Source organism: Microbulbifer mangrovi (assembly GCF_002009015.1).
Lineage (GTDB): Bacteria > Pseudomonadota > Gammaproteobacteria > Pseudomonadales > Cellvibrionaceae > Microbulbifer > Microbulbifer mangrovi.
Genome location: NZ_LZDE01000338.1, coordinates 37,371 through 57,523 on the forward strand (window position 1 = coordinate 37,371; position 20,153 = coordinate 57,523).

The window sequence follows — 20,153 nt, forward strand, 5'->3', positions numbered from 1 at the left end:
ACCCGATGGAAGGATTCACTATTGTGATTGTTAAAGGCAAGCCTGGTAGAGTCTCGTTAGGGCTTCTGAGTGCGCGACGGAACATGTCTTCCCGCAGCTAACTCATCGATGGCCTTTGCAAGGTCATCCCGAGATACCATTGGGGAAAAAATACCAAATTCGAGTTTATCGCCAATTACTTCCTGAATAATTGGCTCATCAATAATTCGACGATCATAGGACATCCCGTAAATCAACGCCGTGTCGCACAGGATATTGATTCTACGCGGAACACCTTCACTGAAGCGGCCGACCGCTTTGCACGCTTCCCGAGTAAATAGTGGCTTTTTTCTTCCCGCGACCGACAAGCGAAACTCGATGTAGCTTTGGATCTCGGTTTCAAGCAGAGGTCGCAGCCGAAAATCCACGGAAATACGCTGAGCGAACTGTTGTGATTCCGGTCGTGAGAGAAGGTAAGCTAGTGCAGGCTGTCCTGTAAGGATCACCTGCAAGAGTAGGTGTTTATCTGCATTGATATTCGACAATAATCGCAGTTCCTCCAGTGCTTCTGGGCTAAGGTTTTGACCTTCATCCACAATCAGAACAACCCGTCTCCCCTCCCGGTATTGCGCCAAAAGAAAGCGCTGAAACCTGTCAAAGAGGCCTTGTGGAGATATCGCATCGAAGGGCTGCCCAAATGCCTGCATCACCCAAGCGAGTAGATTAGTCTGTGCCCAGTGCGTGTTATTAACCAAGCCAACAGTGGCTGACTCAGGCAAACTCTCAAGCAAACGGCGAATGAGGGTAGTTTTCCCGACCCCGACCTCGCCCGAAATAACCGTAAAGCCCGCTCGATTTTCTATAGCATATTCGAGCATGGTATATGCAAGCCTATGCCTACGACTAAAATAGAGGAACGCCGGGTCCGGCTGGATCGAAAAGGGCTTTTCTGTCAGGCCATAATACGATTCGTACATCTCGCTAACCTAAAGCCGTCTCATAGCCGCTTTAACTTCATCACGGAAAGGAAAACTATCCTCCGGACCAAGGTCAAGGGCCAACTGAAGTTCTCGCCGGGCGAGTTCATTCTCTTGAAGCGCCAAGTAGGTCATGCCGAGGTGATAGCGGAAAACCGGCATTGTTGGGGTTTGGCGCACAGCCCCCTCCAGAAAGCTACGGGCATCCTCGACTTTACCAAGTCGATAGTAGGTCCAACCTAGCGTGTCTTTGAAATGTGGAATATCTGAATTTTGGAAACGACGCGCGAGCTCATGTGCACGCTGAAGGCTCTCTCTGTCGTCTCTGTATTCAGACAAAAGACTAGCGAGGTTATTCACCACGATATCCGCATTAGGTCGGGCGTCTAGAAGACTTTCGTAGCTGGCAATAGCCTCATCATAGACGCGTCGGCGCTCTAGTAATACAGCTTTAGCCAGATTCAGGTTAAAATCGCCAGGGACAAGCGCGAGGCCGCGGTTCAGCGTTGCCAACGCTTCCTCCAAATCGCCCGTACGTTGCTTGGCCTGTGAAATGTACAGATAAGCCGCAGTATTTAGGGGATGGCTCTCCAAAACCCGGGAAAACACGTGAATTGCACTCTCAACCTCTCCCTCAGAAAGGTAAACTTGCCCCTTTAGTAATTGGGTAGAGACTTCTTCCTTACTGGCCTGAAGTTTCGAGTCGAGGAATTGATGGGCATCCTTTGACCTTCCGCTGCTTAGGTATGCGCCGACCAAAGACTGTAGTATGCGTTCCGACGATGGGGAAGCCTGATAGGCACGTTTGAAAGCTGCAATACTGCCGGTATAATCTTTCTGCGCTGCGTACAAAGCGCCCTGCACCTCGTCAGCAGCGGCTTCTCCAACATGCTCCCGCACAAGATTCACAGCCGCCTGCGCACCATCCCAATCCTCTGTCGCAATGCGTAAATTGGCCAAATAAGTGAGTGAATCTGCATGTCCGGGATGTGATGTTATGACTTTCTCGAGCACTTGCTCCGCTCGCTGCGGGCGCTGTAACTTAACCAGAAATTTGGCTAAAGGCAGCCCAAACTGAGGGGCCTGTGCGCTAGCCTCAAAAGCGCGAAAATACCGGTCTTCCGCAAGGTCTTTCATCCCCCCCAACTCGTGAGCTTTACCCAGCAGGAAAAGCGCTCGAGCTGAGTCCGGGTCATCACTGAGCACTCTTCGCAGGCTTGAAATCGCTTCACTGAAATTTCCCTCATCGATTAATCGATAGGACTTGATCAATAAAGCTTGCTCATTTCGCGGATCGTCCGTGAGTACAGAATCGAGTAACAACATGGCTTGGTCGTACTGACGATTAGCCAAATAATACACAGCGAGCAAACCTTGAGCCTTGTGTCTCTGCTCCAAAGAAGTCGCTGTTTCTCCAATAGCCTCCAAGTTCTGCACAGCACCTTCGTTATCTCCGGTACGGTGTTGTAATTGCACCATCATAAAGCGCAGATCAGTGGATGAAGGGGCCAACTCGATTAATTTTGCTAGCTCCTCAATGGCTGCAGACGCACCACGTGTCCGATTAATGAAACGAACTAGCTCCATTCGAGGCCGACTATCCTCTGGCCTCGCAACTACAAGATCACGGTATATACGCTCCGCCATACCTTCCTTCAATTGCTCGAGGTAAAAGCGTGCCAGCAAATAATGAAAAGCGTCAGTTTCTGGGTAAATCTCAATTAAATTTTTAAGCACAGCCTCTGACGATTCTACTCGGTCAATACGATTAAGCGCTTCGATCTTTATCAGCTGTAGTGCAACATTTTTTTCGTGGTGCGAAATCCCGCGATCAAGATACTCAAGCGCCTGCGCTACATCCCCGCTCTGTAGGCGCTCTGTCGCAAGAACGACAAGAGCGTCCGCGTTTTCAGGGTCAGCCTGCAATGCTCGACGTGCCAGGTCAACCGAACCTTCTATGTCTTTAAGTGTATATATAATAGCCGCTCGTAAAGCGAGCACTCGGGCGTCATCTGGTGCTAATTGCAGGCTCGCAGTACTTACCTCAAGAGCTCGCTCAAGCTGTCCCGCACCGAGTAATAGACGAACTTTCTCGATGTGAGCATCCAAATTTTGGGGATCTATTTCAACTACTCTATCAAGTAATGAAAAAGTATCCGACCAGTCGGAATCCATTTTGGCAACCTGTGCCAATCCATACCAGGCAGGGGAAAGCTTGTCGTCAATCTGCAACGCATTCTTAAACTCAAGCTCAGCTTTAACTGGTTCACCAGCCAGCAGAAGGGCTTCCCCCTTAACCAGGTACTGACGTGCCTGCTCTTCAGGAGAATCACATGCAGATAAAAACGATATATTGGCTATTATCAACAACCGCCAGAATATTCTCATCAGATAGTATCCTCATTAATCCACTGACCGCCCTGTTTTGGCACATAATTTTGGACGTGGGAAATCGCATCAGAGATAAAGGTGGCAATACGAGCATCCGCGTCAGCGACATCCTCATCATGTCCGACCACGGTAGTAACTCGAACTAATGCTCCATCGGTTCTATTTAGTTTGATTGAGTCAACGAGAAGGTACCATTTCATTAAATACTCATTGGCGACGCGCCGACCGCGCTGTTCAAACCAGTAGTAAACCAATTGTTTTTCAGAGTTGAGTTCAATCTCAGCACGGTTTATAGGAAAGTCACTACCGTCGGCCAGCGCATAGCTGACAGTCTTGAAATCTGTGATCTTCCACCCACCACCCGGAATACACAACCTGGGGGAATGTACAGAACGACCCTCATTTTGTGAGACGTAATACGCCATATAAAGGTTAACGTAATCGCCGGCCGTTGCTGAAAAATCGGCGATTAAGTAATCATCAGCAGCGAGGAGGTTTTCTATACCTTGTTCCAAAGAGTACGCGCTACCTGACCAGTCACCTAGATCCATCGGGAACTCTGAAAAAGTCGCTCGCTCCGGAATTAACATCCTGCGCTCTTCAAAGCGGAATACGAGCACAATGCAGATTGCCAGCATAACCGTGACGGACAACAACTTCCTGTTAATTGAAACGGCAGACCTCTCTTCCTGGATCGCGGTAAACTCAGGCACTGCAAGAAGCTCCCTCAGAGAACGTGCTTTACCCCACCGGTCCAACAGCCAAACTTCTAACAGAAGAAGCAGGACGCAAACCATGAATACGATCCAACCTTCAAAGAAATGCAAAAAACCATCAGCCATATTACTACCCCAGATACTGACCAAGAGGCCTATAACTGCAATACGAAAGCTATTCATCAATACAACGATAGGGATAACCGAAATAAGAATAAGCAGTTTCTTCCATAACGGAGCTAAATATAAATACGCAGCTATCGCTCCCAGACTCAGCAAAGGATACAGGTATCGTAAGCCGCTACAGGCTTCAACAACCTGCAACTTGTAGTAACCGAGATCAATCAGGTTACCCTGCAGGTGCACCGAAACACCGGCCATTCGCAACATATCGACGCCAAGTCGCGAGGAAAGTAATTGAAGTCCCCAAGACAGTTGGGAATCAATAAAATTCGGCAATGGGATGGCAAATAATAAAAACAGAACTGGCGCGGCACAGCACCGTAGTAGAGAAGCTCCCCCGACCAGCATAACCAGCCCGGAAAGGAAAAATATAAACCCGATCTGAACTAAAATTTCTACTGATCCAAGCTCGCCAATAACAAGCATTAATAGCGATGCCGTCACAATAAAAAAACCGATTATTGACGAGTTCCCGACGCTATTAATAATAACGTACCGCCGTCGCCAGAGCAGAGCCACACTAAGAATAGGAATAAAAATACCATGGCTATACTCTTCGCGGTCAGCCCATATCTTAAATAGATCTGCCAGCCCTCCCCCAAAAGCTGCCAGAGCAAAAATTGCAGCTAAAACTACGAGCATCCATTGAAAATCAACGCGCGCAAAATTTTCCCGGCTCACCCATTTCGACACAGCAACACTCGCAGTGCATCAGCATACTGCGTCAACGACTTACCGCTGCGCACATCTGACGACGCCATCTAAGATGAAAAATTGATTGATCTTCGAAAAAGCCGAATCACCAAAAGGCCGTTCGGCGCAGTATCAAGAATGTGACATCGGAATTTACCCGAAAATTAGACAGATTTTCGATTGGAAAGAAATACAAACCCTAGCAATGCAGAAGCGAACAACCAAAAAGCAGCAGGAAGCGGTACTGCACTTACTTCTATGTGCGTTTTTATCTTGGCAAAACATTCCCCTACGCACTGAATTCCAAGAACGTAATCCATGCCGCTCAGCAAAGTAGCTGTGAGGCTATTTACGGAGGACGCAAACCAGGTTAGTTCTGTCGGATCATTAAACTCGGACAGTGAATCGATACTAGCGAGACTGTACTCGATATCGACCTGCTTAAATTCGATAAAATCAAAACCGAAAATATTAAAAACTGCAGCGGATACATCGGCACCATCATTAACATGAATACCGACGTAGTCTCCCGGGCTCAAATGAGAGCTCTCCAACGACCATATCCATGCATCGCTACCAGGAGAAACTGTCACGGTCGTATCGAGTGACGCCGCATTCACGTGCATACTTTGCAAGCAAAGCCATATTAGAGGTCCAACTAGAAGAAGCCTCCAAGCATGGAACCAAGAGAAGAAATATTTACGATTATGATAAGGAATGGGCATAATATTCGACCTTTGAGTCGTGGCTCCGAAATTAGAACAATACGCGGCGAATAGACGAGTAACAATGGCCCACAAGGGCCATATATCTAGGTACAAATTGCGAAGAAAGACTAAATGGTTGAATCACCCGTCAGTAGGCCTGCTTACCACTAAACGCGAGTAACGTGCGTAATAAAATCGTAAAGTCTAGCCAAACAGACCAATTATTAATGTATTCAATATCAGACTCGATTCTCTGTATCATCTGATCAATTTGACCAGTCTCTCCACGCAATCCCCGAACTTGAGCTAAGCCTGTGATCCCTGGCTTGATATGATAGCGCGCAAAGTACTGCGCAATGCGCATCGAGTATTCTGCATCATGCTGAATGGCATGCGGTCTCGGACCAACAAGTGACATTTCGCCGCGGAGCACGTTAATTAATTGAGGGAGTTCATCTAAACTCGTTCTTCGGAGAAAAGCTCCAACCCTAGTGACTCTAGGATCATCTCGACTAGCCTGTATGACAGTATCATTTTTCTGCTCGCTAACATACATACTACGAAACTTACAAATACTGAAATTTCGACCATTCCAACCTGCACGCATTTGACGAAAAATCACTGGCCCCGGACTGTCCAGCTTTATCGCCATACTAATAATCAAAAGCAAGGGACTGACCAAAACAAGAATAACGGATGATATCACCAAGTCTTCAATCGATTTCCAAAGTAACCTGGTACCGGTTAGAGGAGTCTCAGACAGCGTGAGAACCGGGATCCCCGCAACTTCGTCAACCCCATGATTAACCAAACGCAGGGAAAAAATATCAGGAACCCAATGGATGGAAATATTGTGATCCAAAAGTGTGAAATATAGATCATTCAGAACCTGCGAGTTCTCCAGTGGAGTAACAATATAGGCTACTCGCACATCATGATTGGTCAATATTTCCACTATTTGAGAAACCGAGCCTAACAGTGGGATCTCCTCACCATCAAAAGCAAGTTTTTCGCTACTCCTTGCCTCCGGTCCGAGCGAAACAGAGCCTATTACCTTCTGCCCAAGCCATGGGTTCCCGCGAATTTTCATCGAAAGATAACCAGCTAGCTCGCCCTGGCCTACCACAATGACATTATCCAGGGCTTCCGAATCAACGAAACCCGATTTTCGCAAACGGTAAAATATGTAATGGAGGAAAGTAGTAAGAGAAAGTCCCGATAAATATAGTTGTGCAATTAATGGACGTGAGAACAGCTCGCTCTGCTTGAATGCAAAACCAATAAAAATAAGTAGCAGGAAGCTCAGGCTCCATGCCTTAAAAAGGTTGAATGCCCTAACGGTGAAACTTCGATTACTCCGATATATTCCCAAGTGATCGAATGAAATAGCCAAGCTCCCCAGCAACAACAGCATCATTGCCAAGTATTCACTGGTGAGTGTTCCACCGTGGAAACGCCCAAGAAACCAGGCACTGGCAATAATCACTACGCCATCCAAAAAAGACTGAATAGCACTGGAAATATTATTCCGGCGACGCAGCACCGATCTGCGGGGAAGCGATGATTCGAAGCTGGACATCAGATCGCACCAGCGCCACACTGAACATAGACCCCAACTGCCTGAGATCGTGCAGTTACCCCCATCTTGCTGAAGATTCGCTTAAGATGGTTTTTAACGGTGTTTAGGCTAATCCCCAGGATTAGACCAATTTCTTCGTTAGACTTTCCTTTACTTACCCAGTTTAATACTTCACGCTCACGTGCGCTCAAGAGATCGATATTAGGCACAGATGTATTAGATTTTACTCTGATCTCAACTGACAATGACTTTATTCTGCGCAAGGCGAGATCAACGTGTGGCATCAGGACATCAAGCAGCAGTTGATCGAACTCAGAAGGCTGCTTATCTATAAAAAACACATATAGACAATCCTTTTGGCTCCGCTCATCTCTAAGGGCATAGACCAGTAGCATACGCGTACGCGCCATTACCACCTTAAAAATCTTAGAATCTGTATCTATCCCGCACTCTTCGGCTAAACGATGAAAGTCCTTAAATAACAGCCAAGCGCCCCCCGCACGAGTCACTATATTGAAAAGACGCCCCATAGCGTTTTCAATACCCTTTAAATCGAATATCTTTTTGGCATCAAATCGCTGCGCAGAAGAAATAACATCGTAAGTGAGATCCCCCCTCCCGAAATCCCCCCAGGCAGCAAAAAAGCTCTCGTGTGGCAACAGTGGGTTTACGTCTGTGCGTAGCCAACGATGAAAGTCACGCCGACTTAAGACGGAACAAGAGGAGCGAAGAGCGTTAAAAATTCGTTCGCTACTTGTAAGATTACCAGCTTGATCAGCAGCCCCGCCCAAACAATCAAAACGCTTAATGACAGGAGCCTGTCCCTGCTCCTTGACCAAAGTATCCATTTTCCCCACCTGCGTTCTTTAACGTGACAGCGGGTCGCTGCCAGCGCTATTCCCTGAACCCCAAAGTAAAGTTTGACGCTGAATTTAATGCCAACTCAATGCGGCGTAAAATTCTACGCCTTTGTGTTGAATAATGACTGAGGTGGCTCAACGCGACTTAAATTAGCACCATTTGAGCGGCGTGTCACACTTTTAGGTTGAACTCAAACTCAAGCAAAAAAAATGAACAGCTGCACAATCAAGGCGCACCAAAATGCGACAAGGCATGCACCAAAAGCATTAACTACTTTTTATTTGTGTGATTAAACTGGCCTCAACGCCTAACTCACAAGTCGTGAAAATCAACGCAATCGAACCGGGCGTCGACATAGTCCGCTAAAAGATATTGTTCTCATTCTTCATTCGCAATAATTTAAGCGCCAGTTCGCTCTTTTAATACTCTAAATAAAAACAATATCTACCTGTTACTTAAGGCATAAATCGAGCCAAATTTTGAAAATCCAAATCTATCCGACTTACAATTAACCATTTATCTAGGCGCGAGAATCAACACTGGTTAAATTAGAATCAAAATTAGTAGTTGAAGCTAATAATCTGGAGCGCTTTATTCGAGTACGGGAATGTCAAATACATGGATAGAAAGTAGATGGACCATAGAATGTGGCCCAAGCGGGCCATTGTAAGCACTTAACCGTGTACGTACTCTCGGCGCTCAATAGAATTCAGAGAATATGGATTTCACTCTGGCGTCAAATCAATCCCTACTCCCTACTTGGGTGCACACCTATTGGAAAAGCTCGATCGGTGCGGTAATAAAGAATACTAGTTAATGTCACCGGAGACTACGGATGTGGCGAAAAGGGAACGGAAAAGGGAAAAGAGAGAGTTCAATAACGGATCTCTAGCGTTACTCATGCACCCGTACTACAGCATCTAAATCATGATCAACAGATTCCAGCTTCATTTTAGCCACACCCGAAAGGCTAGTTTATTTTCATTTTTTCTTGTGTTTTTAAGCATATCTATTAACGCTGCGCCGCTATACCTTCTGAAACCGGGAGATAGTTTACATATTTCCGTTTGGGGGGAGGAAAAGCTGGACCGAAATGCGCTTGTGTTGCCAGATGGCAGCGTCAGTTTCCCGCTTTCTGGCAGCTTGATAGTAAAAGGACTTTCTATATCAGAAGCGGAAGCCGTTCTGGCTGATAATTTAAAACAGTTTATCCCATCACCGACGGTTTCAATCGTTGTCGAAGAAACTGCAGGAAACCGAATCTTTGTTTTGGGAAAGGTAAAAAGTCCCGGGACATATATCATGAGTAGCCCGCTTAGTGTGATCCAGGCACTTAGCCTCGCCGGAGGCCTGGATACTTTCGCCGATGAAAATGAAATTCGTATTCTTCGCGATACCGGTGATGGACAGGAACAATTGGAAGTATTTTATAGCGACATTTTATCGGGAAAGAATCTTTCCAGTAACCATTCTCTCCATGCAGGCGACACGATATTGGTTCCCTGATGAAAATACGCGTCATGAGAATTTGACTCGCAATGAATAATGACAGCTTACTGTCACCCATATTACAGCCATCAAGCATTCTTCTAGTGGGCACCCTTTCTTTGGTTTTCGAAGCTAGAGCAGGTGTGTACCAGTCTGGCTACGATATCTCGATCTCCGAAAGGTACACGTCAAATCCATATCTTCAAGTTGACGCAAAAGACTCGGTCTACAGCAGTGCTTTGCAGCCTAGCATGTGGTTTCAGTGGGGGACGCCAAGCAGTGAACTCGAATTGAGTTCGGCATTAAAACTGGAGCGATCATCCAATGAGGACTTAGTGACAGACCGAAATGACCCGAGCCTGGCGATTACTTATACAAGGCAGGGGTCGCGCAGCCAACTTCAAACAGCCGCCTCTTACAAGGAAGTTTCCACTAGTACCGTTGAGATATTCGAAACAGGAAAAATAGATACGGACGGAACCAGAAAAGATACAAAGACCGATTTAATTTGGACCTACAAGCTTTCAGAGTTCAGTACGGCCGGACTCTCTGGGAGCTTATCCAAGGCAGACTACAAGGTTTCCGAGCTTACCGATTACAAGACCACCGATCTCGATGTATATTTCGAACACCGCTTTAGTGAAGAGATATCTGCAAAGGCAATCTTGAAAACCCAAACCTACTCACCTGGCGATGAACTGGGAGAATCTTCCAGGCTTTCTGGAATGATGACAAGCATTAATTTCCGTATTTCAGAAAATATAGAATCTGATTTTGGAGTTCAGACCGTCTACATGGATGAACCTCTGGGTCCTGAAAAAGAAAACTTTTTTAACGGAGTTTTCAAAATAGCCTTTAGCGGAGAAAGATCAAATTTGACCACTGTGCTTTCAAGAGAAACTATACCCACTGGTCTAGGACGGTTCATCACTGCTGATAATGCAACGTTAGATTATTCATACACGTTTTCGCAGAAAGCAAATATTGGGTTATCTGCTCAGTGGCGCGAAGCCGACTCGATTGATCACTATCAAGCATCGTTAATTGAATTACGCTCAGAGAGAAGACTTAATAATAGTTGGCGGGCAACACTGGGCTTGCAGCATAAACGGTTGGAACGTGACGAAGCAGCATATTCCAACATCATTTCAATTTCTTTGAACTACAGCCTGGTGGATTGATCACTATGATGGGGAATCGCTATGAGCTTTCACTGACCGACTATTTTGGCATTCTTAAACGCAGATGGCCTATTATGGCCGGTCCGTTTTTATTCTTGTTTTCTCTGACAATTATCATATCTCTTAACATACCGCCGACCTTTCGCTCAGAAGGAACTATTCTGATCGAATCACAGAAAATACCCGACGACCTTATTAGATCGACGGTAACGAGCTACGCTGACGAGCGGATCCAGGTCATACAGCAACTTGTAATGACCCGTGATCACCTCCTTAGAATAATAGAGAAATATGATCTATTTTCGGATATACGTAATAGTATGTCTGTTTCGGAACAGATTGACCTTATACGTGAAAAAATAACCATCACCAAAGTAACCGGTGATGCGGGCTCCAGCAGGGGCCGCACGACGCTCGCGTTTAAGGTGGGTTTCGAAAGTAATTCACCCAAACTTTCGCATTCGGTTGCTAACGAACTTGTTACTCTTTTTTTAGAGGAAAATGTAAAAGCTCGTACTCGGCGAGCTTCCGAGACCACCCAGTTTTTGACTCAGGAAGCTGGGAAACTGAAGTCTGAACTCGAATCAATTGAAGAAAAAATAGCAACTTATAAGCAGGAGTACAGCGATTCGCTTCCGGAACACCTGGATCTGCATATCAAAATGCTAGAACGGGCTGAAGCTTCAATTCTCTCACAACATAGGGATATTAAAGCAGCTGGCGACGAACTGAGATTCTTGCAGTTAGAGAAAACAGCTATCCAGAGAGGCGCGAGCCAGAATACTCAATCCGCTGCACCGGTCACACGCGAGCAGGCACTTACTGCTGCTCAGGATAACCTGGCGCGTCTTAAGGCGCGTTATTCACCGCAACATCCGGATGTTGTCCGCCAACAGCACCAAATCGACAAAATCCGGATGATGACTGATAGGGCCATCACCGAACAATCGCCCGACAATCTGATCATATCCTCCGTGGATTTGGACTCTGCTCGAGTTGGAGCGAAAATTGCATCAGCCATCGAGAAGGAAGAATCGCTTCAGCGCGAACTTGAACAGTTGGTAAACGAGCGCGACCGCCTGGAGAACATAATTATCCAGACGCCACAGGTTCAGCGAGCTCTTACCTCATTGAATCGAAATTACGACAATACGCTGAAGAAATACAAGGAAATTCAGTCTAAGGAGATAGAGGCGAAAATAGCAGAGAGTCTGGAAGAGGCAAAGAAAGCAGAGCGATTCTCAGTTTTGGAGCCACCTGTTCAGCCAGAAAAGCCAATTAAGCCCAATAGAAAAAAAATTGCGGCAGCCGGATTCGTATTTGCAATGGCCGCGGCTATTGCATTGGCTGTCCTGTTAGAATTTAAAAATGGCAGACTTTTTGGATCTAGGCCTCTAACTCAGTTACTAGGGGAAAAACCTCTAGTAATCATTCCATATATTGCAACCAGTAAAGAGTTGGCACATGCGAAAATGGTAAAGCGGGGACTTTTAGCCGGAGGCGCCCTTACCACAGTTACGGTATTAGTTGGCATTCACTTTCTATTTATGCCGCTAGACATCTTCATGTTCAAGTTGCTGGCCAAAATCGGGTAGACCAAGAGTATGGAAAGAATCAAGGAAGCGCTAGATAAAACCAGAGCACTCAAGACGCTCCAGTCTGAAACTACTGGTGCCGACCGAGTCATAGTGTCAGAGCTGCAGCCACTCCGTGGCACAGAACGTCTTGCCCTAAACGACAAGGAGCTCGAGCCGATACTATTGGATCCAGCTCATTTGGAAAAAAACTGCATATTTGCGCATAGTAAAAGCAATGAATTATGTGGAGTATTCGACCGCTTACGGACACACGTGCTAAACAGGATGTCTCTCAAGGGCTGGCGAACACTTGCCATTGTTTCTCCAGCACCTGGTGCAGGGAAATCCGTTGTCGCGATTAATCTAGCAATGAGCATCGCCCAATTACCCACCCGAAGGGCACTTCTCGTGGATCTCGATTTACGCTGCCCTAGCGTGTTGAGGTACCTGGGCGTAGGCGCAGATAACTCACTTAATGATTTTCTTGAGGATAAGTGCTCTTTTGAAGAGACACTTTTAAAACCACAACTTCCCAGACTATCAGTCACTGGTGCATCGCGTCGAATAGAGAATTCGACGGAACAATTGGCATCAAGGAAAATCCAGGATGTGGTCAGCTCTACAAGGTCAAATATAGGTGACGGAGTCGTTATTTTCGATCTTCCACCCGTGCTTTTTTCCGACGATGCAATATCTATACTTCCCAAGATAGACTGCGCACTACTTGTACTTCCAGATGGCGGTTACACCGAGCAGGAACTTGATGATTTCCTGCAGCAAACACCAGAGACAAACCTCGTCGGTACGGTATTGAATAAGGTTGCAGATGAAAAGGAATATGCGCCCTACGGATATTGATTACAGCGGTACCCGAACTACAAGAAGGCGAAAAGCCCGGTATAAGTTTCAGTAAAAAACTCACGGATGAGCTGAACCGCCCGATTGAATCTAGTTATTCCGTGCAAACGATTTGAAGTGAAGGAACACTCATGCGTAAGTTATCCATGGCCATATTGGCTCTTGTGACCGGAATGATACTCGTAGTACAACCAGGCTGTGGCTCGGATAAGGGAGGGCGAGGCCCAAGAAACCCGCCCCCGGACTCCAGCGAGAACCCGGAATCACCTGAAACCCCAGATAAAATCGTAATTAATGGTGTAAGCGACTCTAATAATGATGGCCACTTGCCCGAGTGGACGCTAGATAAAATTCTTGAAGAAGAGTCACGGTGGTCGGCGGAACCGGTGGATGGTCCCCCCCCCTGGATACAATTTAACTTATCAACACAAATGACTCTCGATTCATTAAAAATCGCGTTTTATAGAGGTGATTTAAGAAAAACAGAGTTCACTATAGAAACTTCTACGGATGGGTCTACCTGGGCGGAGACGTTCTCAGGTAGCTCTTCCGGAGAAACAACTGAGTTTGAGTTGTTTACCTTCAACCCTGTTCAGGCCTCATTTGTCCGAATTATTGGCCTTGGCAATACCGAAAATGATTTTACAAGTCTTGTAGAGGTCGAGATCCCCGGAGTTCCAGTCGAAGGGATAGAAATTTCTGATTACAATCCCTCTCCCGAAGACAATCCCGAGCCTCCCGACGCAGAAGACGATGTACAACCGGGCGATGGAAATCCTGAAGATGGGGGAAGCACGCCCCCCAAAGTCGGTTCACTTCCCGTTGATTTGCTTCTTGTCACCGATTCCAACAATGATGGTCATCTTCCCGAATATACCGTAGATGGCGACTTGGCCGATGAATCTCGATGGTCGGCGCAACCTGAATCCTCCGAGTCTGTTTGGATCAAATACGACCTTTCTGGCCCGATCGAACTCACTGAGATTCAAATGGCGTTCTTCCGGGGGAATTTACGCTATACATATTTTGACATATTGACATCCTATGACGACACAAACTGGACCCAAGTATTCTCTGGTGAATCTTCGAGTGTGGCCGATGGATTTGAAGTGTTTAGTACTTCGCCCAGCATCGCCACATCGATAAAGGTAGTAGGTTATGGAAATTCCGAGAGTGACTGGACGAGTATCATAGAAGTTGATATTCCGGATGTCGACAAGAGTGAATTCCTGGCGGAAACACCCCCTCCGACTGAGCCAACCCCTGACCCAATCCCGGATCCGGACCCAGAACCCGAGACTGGCGAAGACCCGGAGCCCGATCCCGCAGACGAGCCGGCTACTGGAGACATAACAGTCACTAACAGCACGGAACTCGTCAATGCGTTAAAAAATGCAACTGGAGGGCAAGTAATTCTGTTGAAGGATGGCAACTATGGTCAGCTTTCAATTCCGAAACAGTATGATGACTACGTTATTTTACGCTCTGAGAACTTATTTGGTGCTGTTTTTTCAGACATCGAGATAAACGGGGCTAACAAAGGGTATGTGCATTTTGATCGCATTCTATCCGCCGGAATTGATGCGCGAAATGACGCACATCACCTGAAATATACGAATTCGAAATTCAGCTCTACGGTTTACTTCAAGTATGCTGATAATGTGGTTATCGACAACAACACTATTGACGTTGATGGCGGACTACATGCTTTACTCATTAACTCGGTATCAAACTTCACGGTAACCAATAATTACATTACACGAGCCCAAGAAGACTTGATGAGGGTTACAGGAAATTCACCGAATGGCCTGATAGAAAATAATGTATTTTACGATACTACACCGAAAAATATCCCTCATTCTGGAAATGCGTGTGAGTATCAACATACCGACGGCCTTCAGATGTTCGGCTTAAATGGAGAGAACCCGCGGGCTATTACGATTCGTGGAAACTACTTTTATGACAATCCCGAAAATAACGCAATCAGGCCCTCTGAGTGCACGGGCGGCAAATCAGGGGTACGACTCACGATGCAGGGAATATTCATGTCTGACCCAAGTAGCGGAGGCTATGAAGACATGGTCGTCGAGCAAAATTTTCTACAGATCGGCTCTCCAAACACCATATACATAAACGGTGCGACGAATAACGTTACTGTTAAAAACAATACCCTGTTAACCTGGTCAGGCGGTGCTGGAGGCTCGATTCGGATAGTTGAGAAAGCAGGAAAAAGTAATAAAGGGCTTTCACTCTCCGGCAATATATCTTCGGCAGTCAGCGACGAGACCTCTGACCTCAGCAATGGCATGCAAATCGGCGATAACTTTGTATATGAGAGAAACGACGCGTCCTCGCCAGTATACAAAAATGTACTGTTTGAAGGTGGTGGCGAGGGATCCCGTTGGCAGCACTTCCTACCCGTACCGGGAACCCCGATCGACTTCGGGAGTGGCTATGGCGCGCTAGATCGGCTTGGTGCCTTGAAAGATGGCAGCGAAACCATACCCACACCAAAAAAGTAAGCATATTATTTTATTTATTTTCTGCTGGGCCTACTCTATGAGGCCCAGCCTTCTCCAAGGAAAATAACTTTAAAAATACAGGTGAGTCACGATCGATAAGTGCTTCTAGAAGAATAGAAAAAATCAAACTTTCTATTGGCGAAAGCACTACCCGATCGGGCCAATGCCAATGCCTGTGGTACGTGTGTACTCTATACGAAAGATGTAATAGGCGAAATTTTTAGTAAGTTTTAGTAAATATATCCATTGCATATTTACTTAATGTCTAACTACCTTTTTCGCTTGAATAGCTTTATGAATCCTCGTATGGAGCCTCTATTTTCACATGCTATTTAATCGTAAATTAAGCCTTCATGGCGATCCTCGTACTATTCTAGTGAAGCTATTTAAGCGAACTATTGGCATCTTATTCCCCCTACTCTTACTGTCTCCCGCCATAGCGACAGCATTACCCCAGGGCTTCCAGAAAGAGCTTATTCTATCGGGAGTTGATCAACCGGTTTACCTCGCTCAACTTCCTGATTCGCGTATGCTTCTGCTCTCTAAAGTTGGCACGGTCTATATTTTCGATCCCAGTAGTGTTCCTGCTCAGGCTTCTGTCTATCTAACGCTTCCCGATGTGGATTCTGCGTCGGAGCGAGGCTTAACCTCCATTGCGGTAGATCCCGACTTCGCAAGCTCCGGCAGTATTTACATATTTTATTCTCATGCGCCCTCAAAACGCTTTCGGATTTCGCGCTTCACACACCAGGGAAACACTGCTGATTTAGCGAGCGAACAGGTAATCTGGCAAGACAATGAAAACGTTCGCGATTGCTGTCATTACGGCGGCGGCCTTCAGTTTGGTCCAGATGGTAAGCTTTATCTCACAACTGGTGAAGAATTTGATGGTCCTCAATCCCAGGATTTGACGCGAGCTGGCGGCAAGATCATCCGGATTAACAAAGATGGATCTGCGCCTTCCGATAACCCTTTCGCAGATGGGCCTGGTGGTAATCTGGATGAAATCTGGGCATACGGATTGAGAAATCCTTACAGGGCACACTGGGATCTGATAAAGCAGCGTCTATATATCAGTGAAGTTGGTGGGAACGTACAAGAGACAGCCCGGGAAGATATTCACCTTGGGAGAGCTGGTGCAAACTACGGGTGGCCATACTGTGAAGGAGAGTGTACAGACGAGACTTACGACCCCCCTATATTCAGTTATTCACACAGTGGATCAACCCCAAGCGGCGGTGCTGTTACAGCAGGTACAGTTTATCGAGGCGATCTCTACCCTTCCCTGTATAACGAAGTATTTTTCTTCGCAGATTATGCACAGGGTTTTATACGCTACCTTTCATTTAATTCACAAGGTGATGTAACTGGCGATTTTGGTTTCGCTAGTCGGGACGACGGTGTGATCGCACCCGTACACGTTATTCTTGGGGAGGATGGTGCACTTTATTATGTGGATTACTATTTAGGCTCCGTTAGTAGAATCACCTACAGCTCGGGAAATCAAGCCCCCGAAATCAGTAGTCTCGACGTCTCCCCCGGCTCAGGTCCCGCTCCTCTCACAGTCACATTCTCGGCAGTAGCTACTGATTTTGAGGGCGATCCACTCACATATACCTGGCACCTGGGTAATGGAACTACTGTAACTGGCCCTTCAATCCAATATACGTATGAACAGAATGGGTCATATAGTGTTTATCTGGAGGTCTCTGACGGAGATCGATCCGTAATTTCTTCGCCAACTAGTATTCAGGTTGGCTTCAAACCAGAAATCACAATTGACTCTCCAGCTGACGGCATGCTTTTCCGGGCTGGCGATACAATAAATTTTTCAGGTTCAGCCTACGATAATGACGGGATACTCGTCGATGAGTCCTTTGAATGGAATATAGACTTTCTTCATAACGCTCATACGCACCCAGTTCTCTCCGGTTATAATAGTGCGAATGGTCAACTCGAAATTAACACGAAAGGTCATGACTACCATGATGCTACTGGATATCGCCTCAAGCTGAAGGTCACTGACCAAGATGGCTTATCGTCAACGAGCCAAGTGTCTATTTATCCAGACAAAGTTGACTTGAATTTTGTCTCTGTTCCTGCCGGATTACCAGTCTTTATCGACGGAGTGCAGCATACTGCACCTTTTGTCTACGACTCCGTTATTGACTTCAATCACGTCATTTCAGTTCCGATGGCGCACTGCGTCGGCGATGTAGCCTATGAATTTGTTTCGTGGAGTAACGGCCAAAACTCGACCTATAACTTGCCCGTACCCGATACTGATACCACGTATGAGGCAGTATTTCAGGCGGTCGGTAGCTGTGGATCATTTCCTACTGACGGCTTAGTGCTCAGTCTGTCCGGCGATATCGGTGTTCAAACCACAGACGGCGTGGTAACCGATTGGCTGGATCAGTCTGGCCAAGGGAATCACCTCACGGGTACCGGAACGCCAATACTTCAACAAGATGCACTGAATGAGCACGACGCGGTAGTATTTGACGGTACATCCGCCGCAATGATGCGTATTGGAGATATTTCAGGCCTTCCTGTTGCTAGCTCTAACAGGACAATCATCGCCGTGGTCAATTACTTTGGTGTCGGCATGGGTGGTATTTCTTATGGAGACACTGGCTGCGGGCATACTTTTGGATTAGTCGTGGACTCAGCTGGTGATCTTCTTCTACAGGGCTGGTGTAATGACTTTCCTTCAGATTCCCGCGCATCGGGCAGTGGCTGGTTTACTCATTCTGTTGTCCTCGAAGGTAACATTTACCGACATTTCGTTGATGGTATCGAGGTTGATTCAGGTACATATGAATTTGATACGCTGGCAAATAAGATCGTTATCGGTTCAGAAATCGATGGCACACCACATGTCGATATGGCAGTAGCCGGTGTCTATATTTATGACCGGGCTCTTTCAAATTTTGAACTGGGAAATGCCCACGGCTATATCAATAAGACTTATTTTTCGGTACCCGACGGTGTATCACCTATAGCCGCCGATGACAACGCGAGTTTGGTACAAGGTGGAAACGCGATACTTGATGTCCTGGCCAACGACAGTGACTCAGATTCAACACTTCTACCTAGTAGTATCGATATCACCAGACAACCGCAATTCGGAAGCGCTGTCATTAACTATGTTGATGGCACGATCAGCTATACCCATGATGGTACGGCGAATTTTCAGGATAGTTTTGACTATACGGTTAGCGACGACCAGTACCTTGTTTCAAACAACGCCACTGTCAACCTCGTTATATCGGAAGCTCAATCCAGTATTGAAATACTTTCTCCGTCACAAGGGCAGACGATCAATGATACTCAGGTGACTATTGATGTATCAGTCGTAGGTGATGATTTCGACCACATTGAGGTTTCTATAGACGGCCAATCACCCATTGACCTATCCCCGTCAGCCGACACATATACATTCACAGGCGTCGACGCAGGCTCACGTACGATCACAGTGCAGCTTGTGAACGCAAATCACCAGTCCCTCGTGACCCCGAACGCCTCCGATTCGGCGACAATTACGGTCGAGAACAATGGTGTTCCACATGCTCCAGAAACCGAGAACGACATGGTGGCACTATCCATCGGTGAGACCGTCACAATTATGGTCCTGGAGAATGACAGCGACGCCAATGACGACCTGGACATCAGTAGTGTCGAAATTCTGACCCAGCCCTCCCTTGGTAGCGTGAGCGTCGACACGCAGGGCGTGGTGACTTACACCCACGACCAGATAGCAATCGGCTCTGACAGTTTCACCTATCGGGTTTACGACCTGACAGGGCTGGCTTCGAATGAGGCGACGGTCTCCGTGACAGTAACGGGTAACGGCCCGGCTGTATCCACGTCTGGCCTGGTACTGCGACTCGAGGCTGACGAGGGCGTTGCCTCTACCGAGGGCACAGTCACACTCTGGCAGGACCTGTCCGGTCAGGGTAACGACCTGAATGAGGTATCTGGTGATCCACAACTGGAGCAAAACACGCTGAATGGCCATGCGGTAATCAGCTTCGACGGCAGCGAAGATGAGATGCGTCGCTCCGCAGACTTCAGTAACCTCCCGGCGGGGTCTGCGGACCGGACCGTGGTGATGGTCGCCAACTACCGTAGTGTCGGGTACGGGGGATTTGCTTATGGTAATAATGCCTGTGGCAATACATTCGGCCTCGGTGTTACCAATACCGGCAACCTGTTTGTTCAGCGTTGGTGCGCAGATTACAAAAGCGAAACACCGGGAACCGGCGCTGGCTGGATGATCCAGGCGGCCACCGTGTCCGGCAATACGATGACGCACTACCTGAACGGAGACGTTATTGCCACTGGTGCGAACGGGTTCGATACACTAATCGACCGCATGGTGCTGGGAGCCGAGATTGATGGGACGCCGACGCTGGATATGCAGGTGGCGGCGATCTAC

The 20,153-nt window shown here is 47.0% G+C and carries 12 protein-coding genes; 6 read left to right on the forward strand and 6 right to left on the reverse strand.

All coding sequences use genetic code 11. The annotated features are described in order from the left end of the window. Positions 1–56 precede the first annotated feature (56 nt). From B4U49_RS15245 to B4U49_RS15270, 6 genes are all read right to left on the reverse strand, one after another. Positions 57–956 (reverse strand): ExeA family protein, encoded by a 900-nt coding sequence (locus B4U49_RS15245; RefSeq protein ID WP_078085465.1) that lies wholly within the window; start codon positions 954–956, stop codon positions 57–59. 9 nt (positions 957–965) lie between these two features. Next, on the reverse strand, positions 966–3,344 hold the full coding sequence (locus B4U49_RS15250; protein WP_078085466.1) for a tetratricopeptide repeat protein: 2,379 nt from the start codon (positions 3,342–3,344) through the stop codon (positions 966–968). Next, positions 3,344–4,939 carry a VPLPA-CTERM-specific exosortase XrtD gene (gene xrtD, locus B4U49_RS15255; protein WP_143735689.1) on the reverse strand — a complete coding sequence of 532 codons (1,596 nt, stop codon included), beginning with the start codon at positions 4,937–4,939 and terminating at the stop codon, positions 3,344–3,346. The genes B4U49_RS15250 and xrtD overlap by 1 nt, the downstream gene beginning before the upstream one ends. 164 nt (positions 4,940–5,103) lie before the next feature. Next, positions 5,104–5,664: a hypothetical protein gene (locus B4U49_RS15260; RefSeq protein ID WP_143735690.1), complete on the reverse strand. Its 561-nt coding sequence runs from the start codon at positions 5,662–5,664 to the stop codon at positions 5,104–5,106. Between the two features lie 130 nt (positions 5,665–5,794). Continuing rightward, positions 5,795–7,225 (reverse strand): undecaprenyl-phosphate glucose phosphotransferase, encoded by a 1,431-nt coding sequence (locus B4U49_RS15265; protein ID WP_078085469.1) that lies wholly within the window; start codon positions 7,223–7,225, stop codon positions 5,795–5,797. Then, positions 7,225–8,073 carry a helix-turn-helix domain-containing protein gene (locus B4U49_RS15270; RefSeq protein ID WP_078085470.1) on the reverse strand — a complete coding sequence of 283 codons (849 nt, stop codon included), beginning with the start codon at positions 8,071–8,073 and terminating at the stop codon, positions 7,225–7,227. Before B4U49_RS15270 ends, B4U49_RS15265 begins: the two co-directional genes overlap by 1 nt. Positions 8,074–9,013: 940 nt before the next feature. On the opposite strand from B4U49_RS15270, the gene B4U49_RS15275 reads away from it, so the two are divergent. The 6 genes from B4U49_RS15275 to B4U49_RS18900 form a co-directional block, all read left to right on the forward strand. Next, positions 9,014–9,592 (forward strand): polysaccharide biosynthesis/export family protein, encoded by a 579-nt coding sequence (locus tag B4U49_RS15275; protein ID WP_078085471.1) that lies wholly within the window; start codon positions 9,014–9,016, stop codon positions 9,590–9,592. A gap of 32 nt (positions 9,593–9,624) precedes the next feature. After that, on the forward strand, positions 9,625–10,755 hold the full coding sequence (locus B4U49_RS15280) for a hypothetical protein (protein ID WP_078085472.1): 1,131 nt from the start codon (positions 9,625–9,627) through the stop codon (positions 10,753–10,755). 5 nt (positions 10,756–10,760) lie between these two features. Further along, positions 10,761–12,350 (forward strand): GumC family protein, encoded by a 1,590-nt coding sequence (locus tag B4U49_RS15285; RefSeq protein WP_078085473.1) that lies wholly within the window; start codon positions 10,761–10,763, stop codon positions 12,348–12,350. A 9-nt stretch (positions 12,351–12,359) separates the two neighbouring features. Then, positions 12,360–13,190 (forward strand): CpsD/CapB family tyrosine-protein kinase, encoded by an 831-nt coding sequence (locus B4U49_RS15290; protein WP_078085474.1) that lies wholly within the window; start codon positions 12,360–12,362, stop codon positions 13,188–13,190. Between the two features lie 131 nt (positions 13,191–13,321). After that, the gene (locus B4U49_RS15295; RefSeq protein WP_078085475.1) at positions 13,322–15,712 is read left to right on the forward strand and encodes a discoidin domain-containing protein; all 2,391 of its coding nucleotides are present in this window, start codon (positions 13,322–13,324) and stop codon (positions 15,710–15,712) included. 325 nt (positions 15,713–16,037) lie between these two features. Next, the coding region (locus B4U49_RS18900) for a PQQ-dependent sugar dehydrogenase (protein WP_143735691.1) at positions 16,038–20,153 on the forward strand (4,116 nt) is incomplete at its 3' end.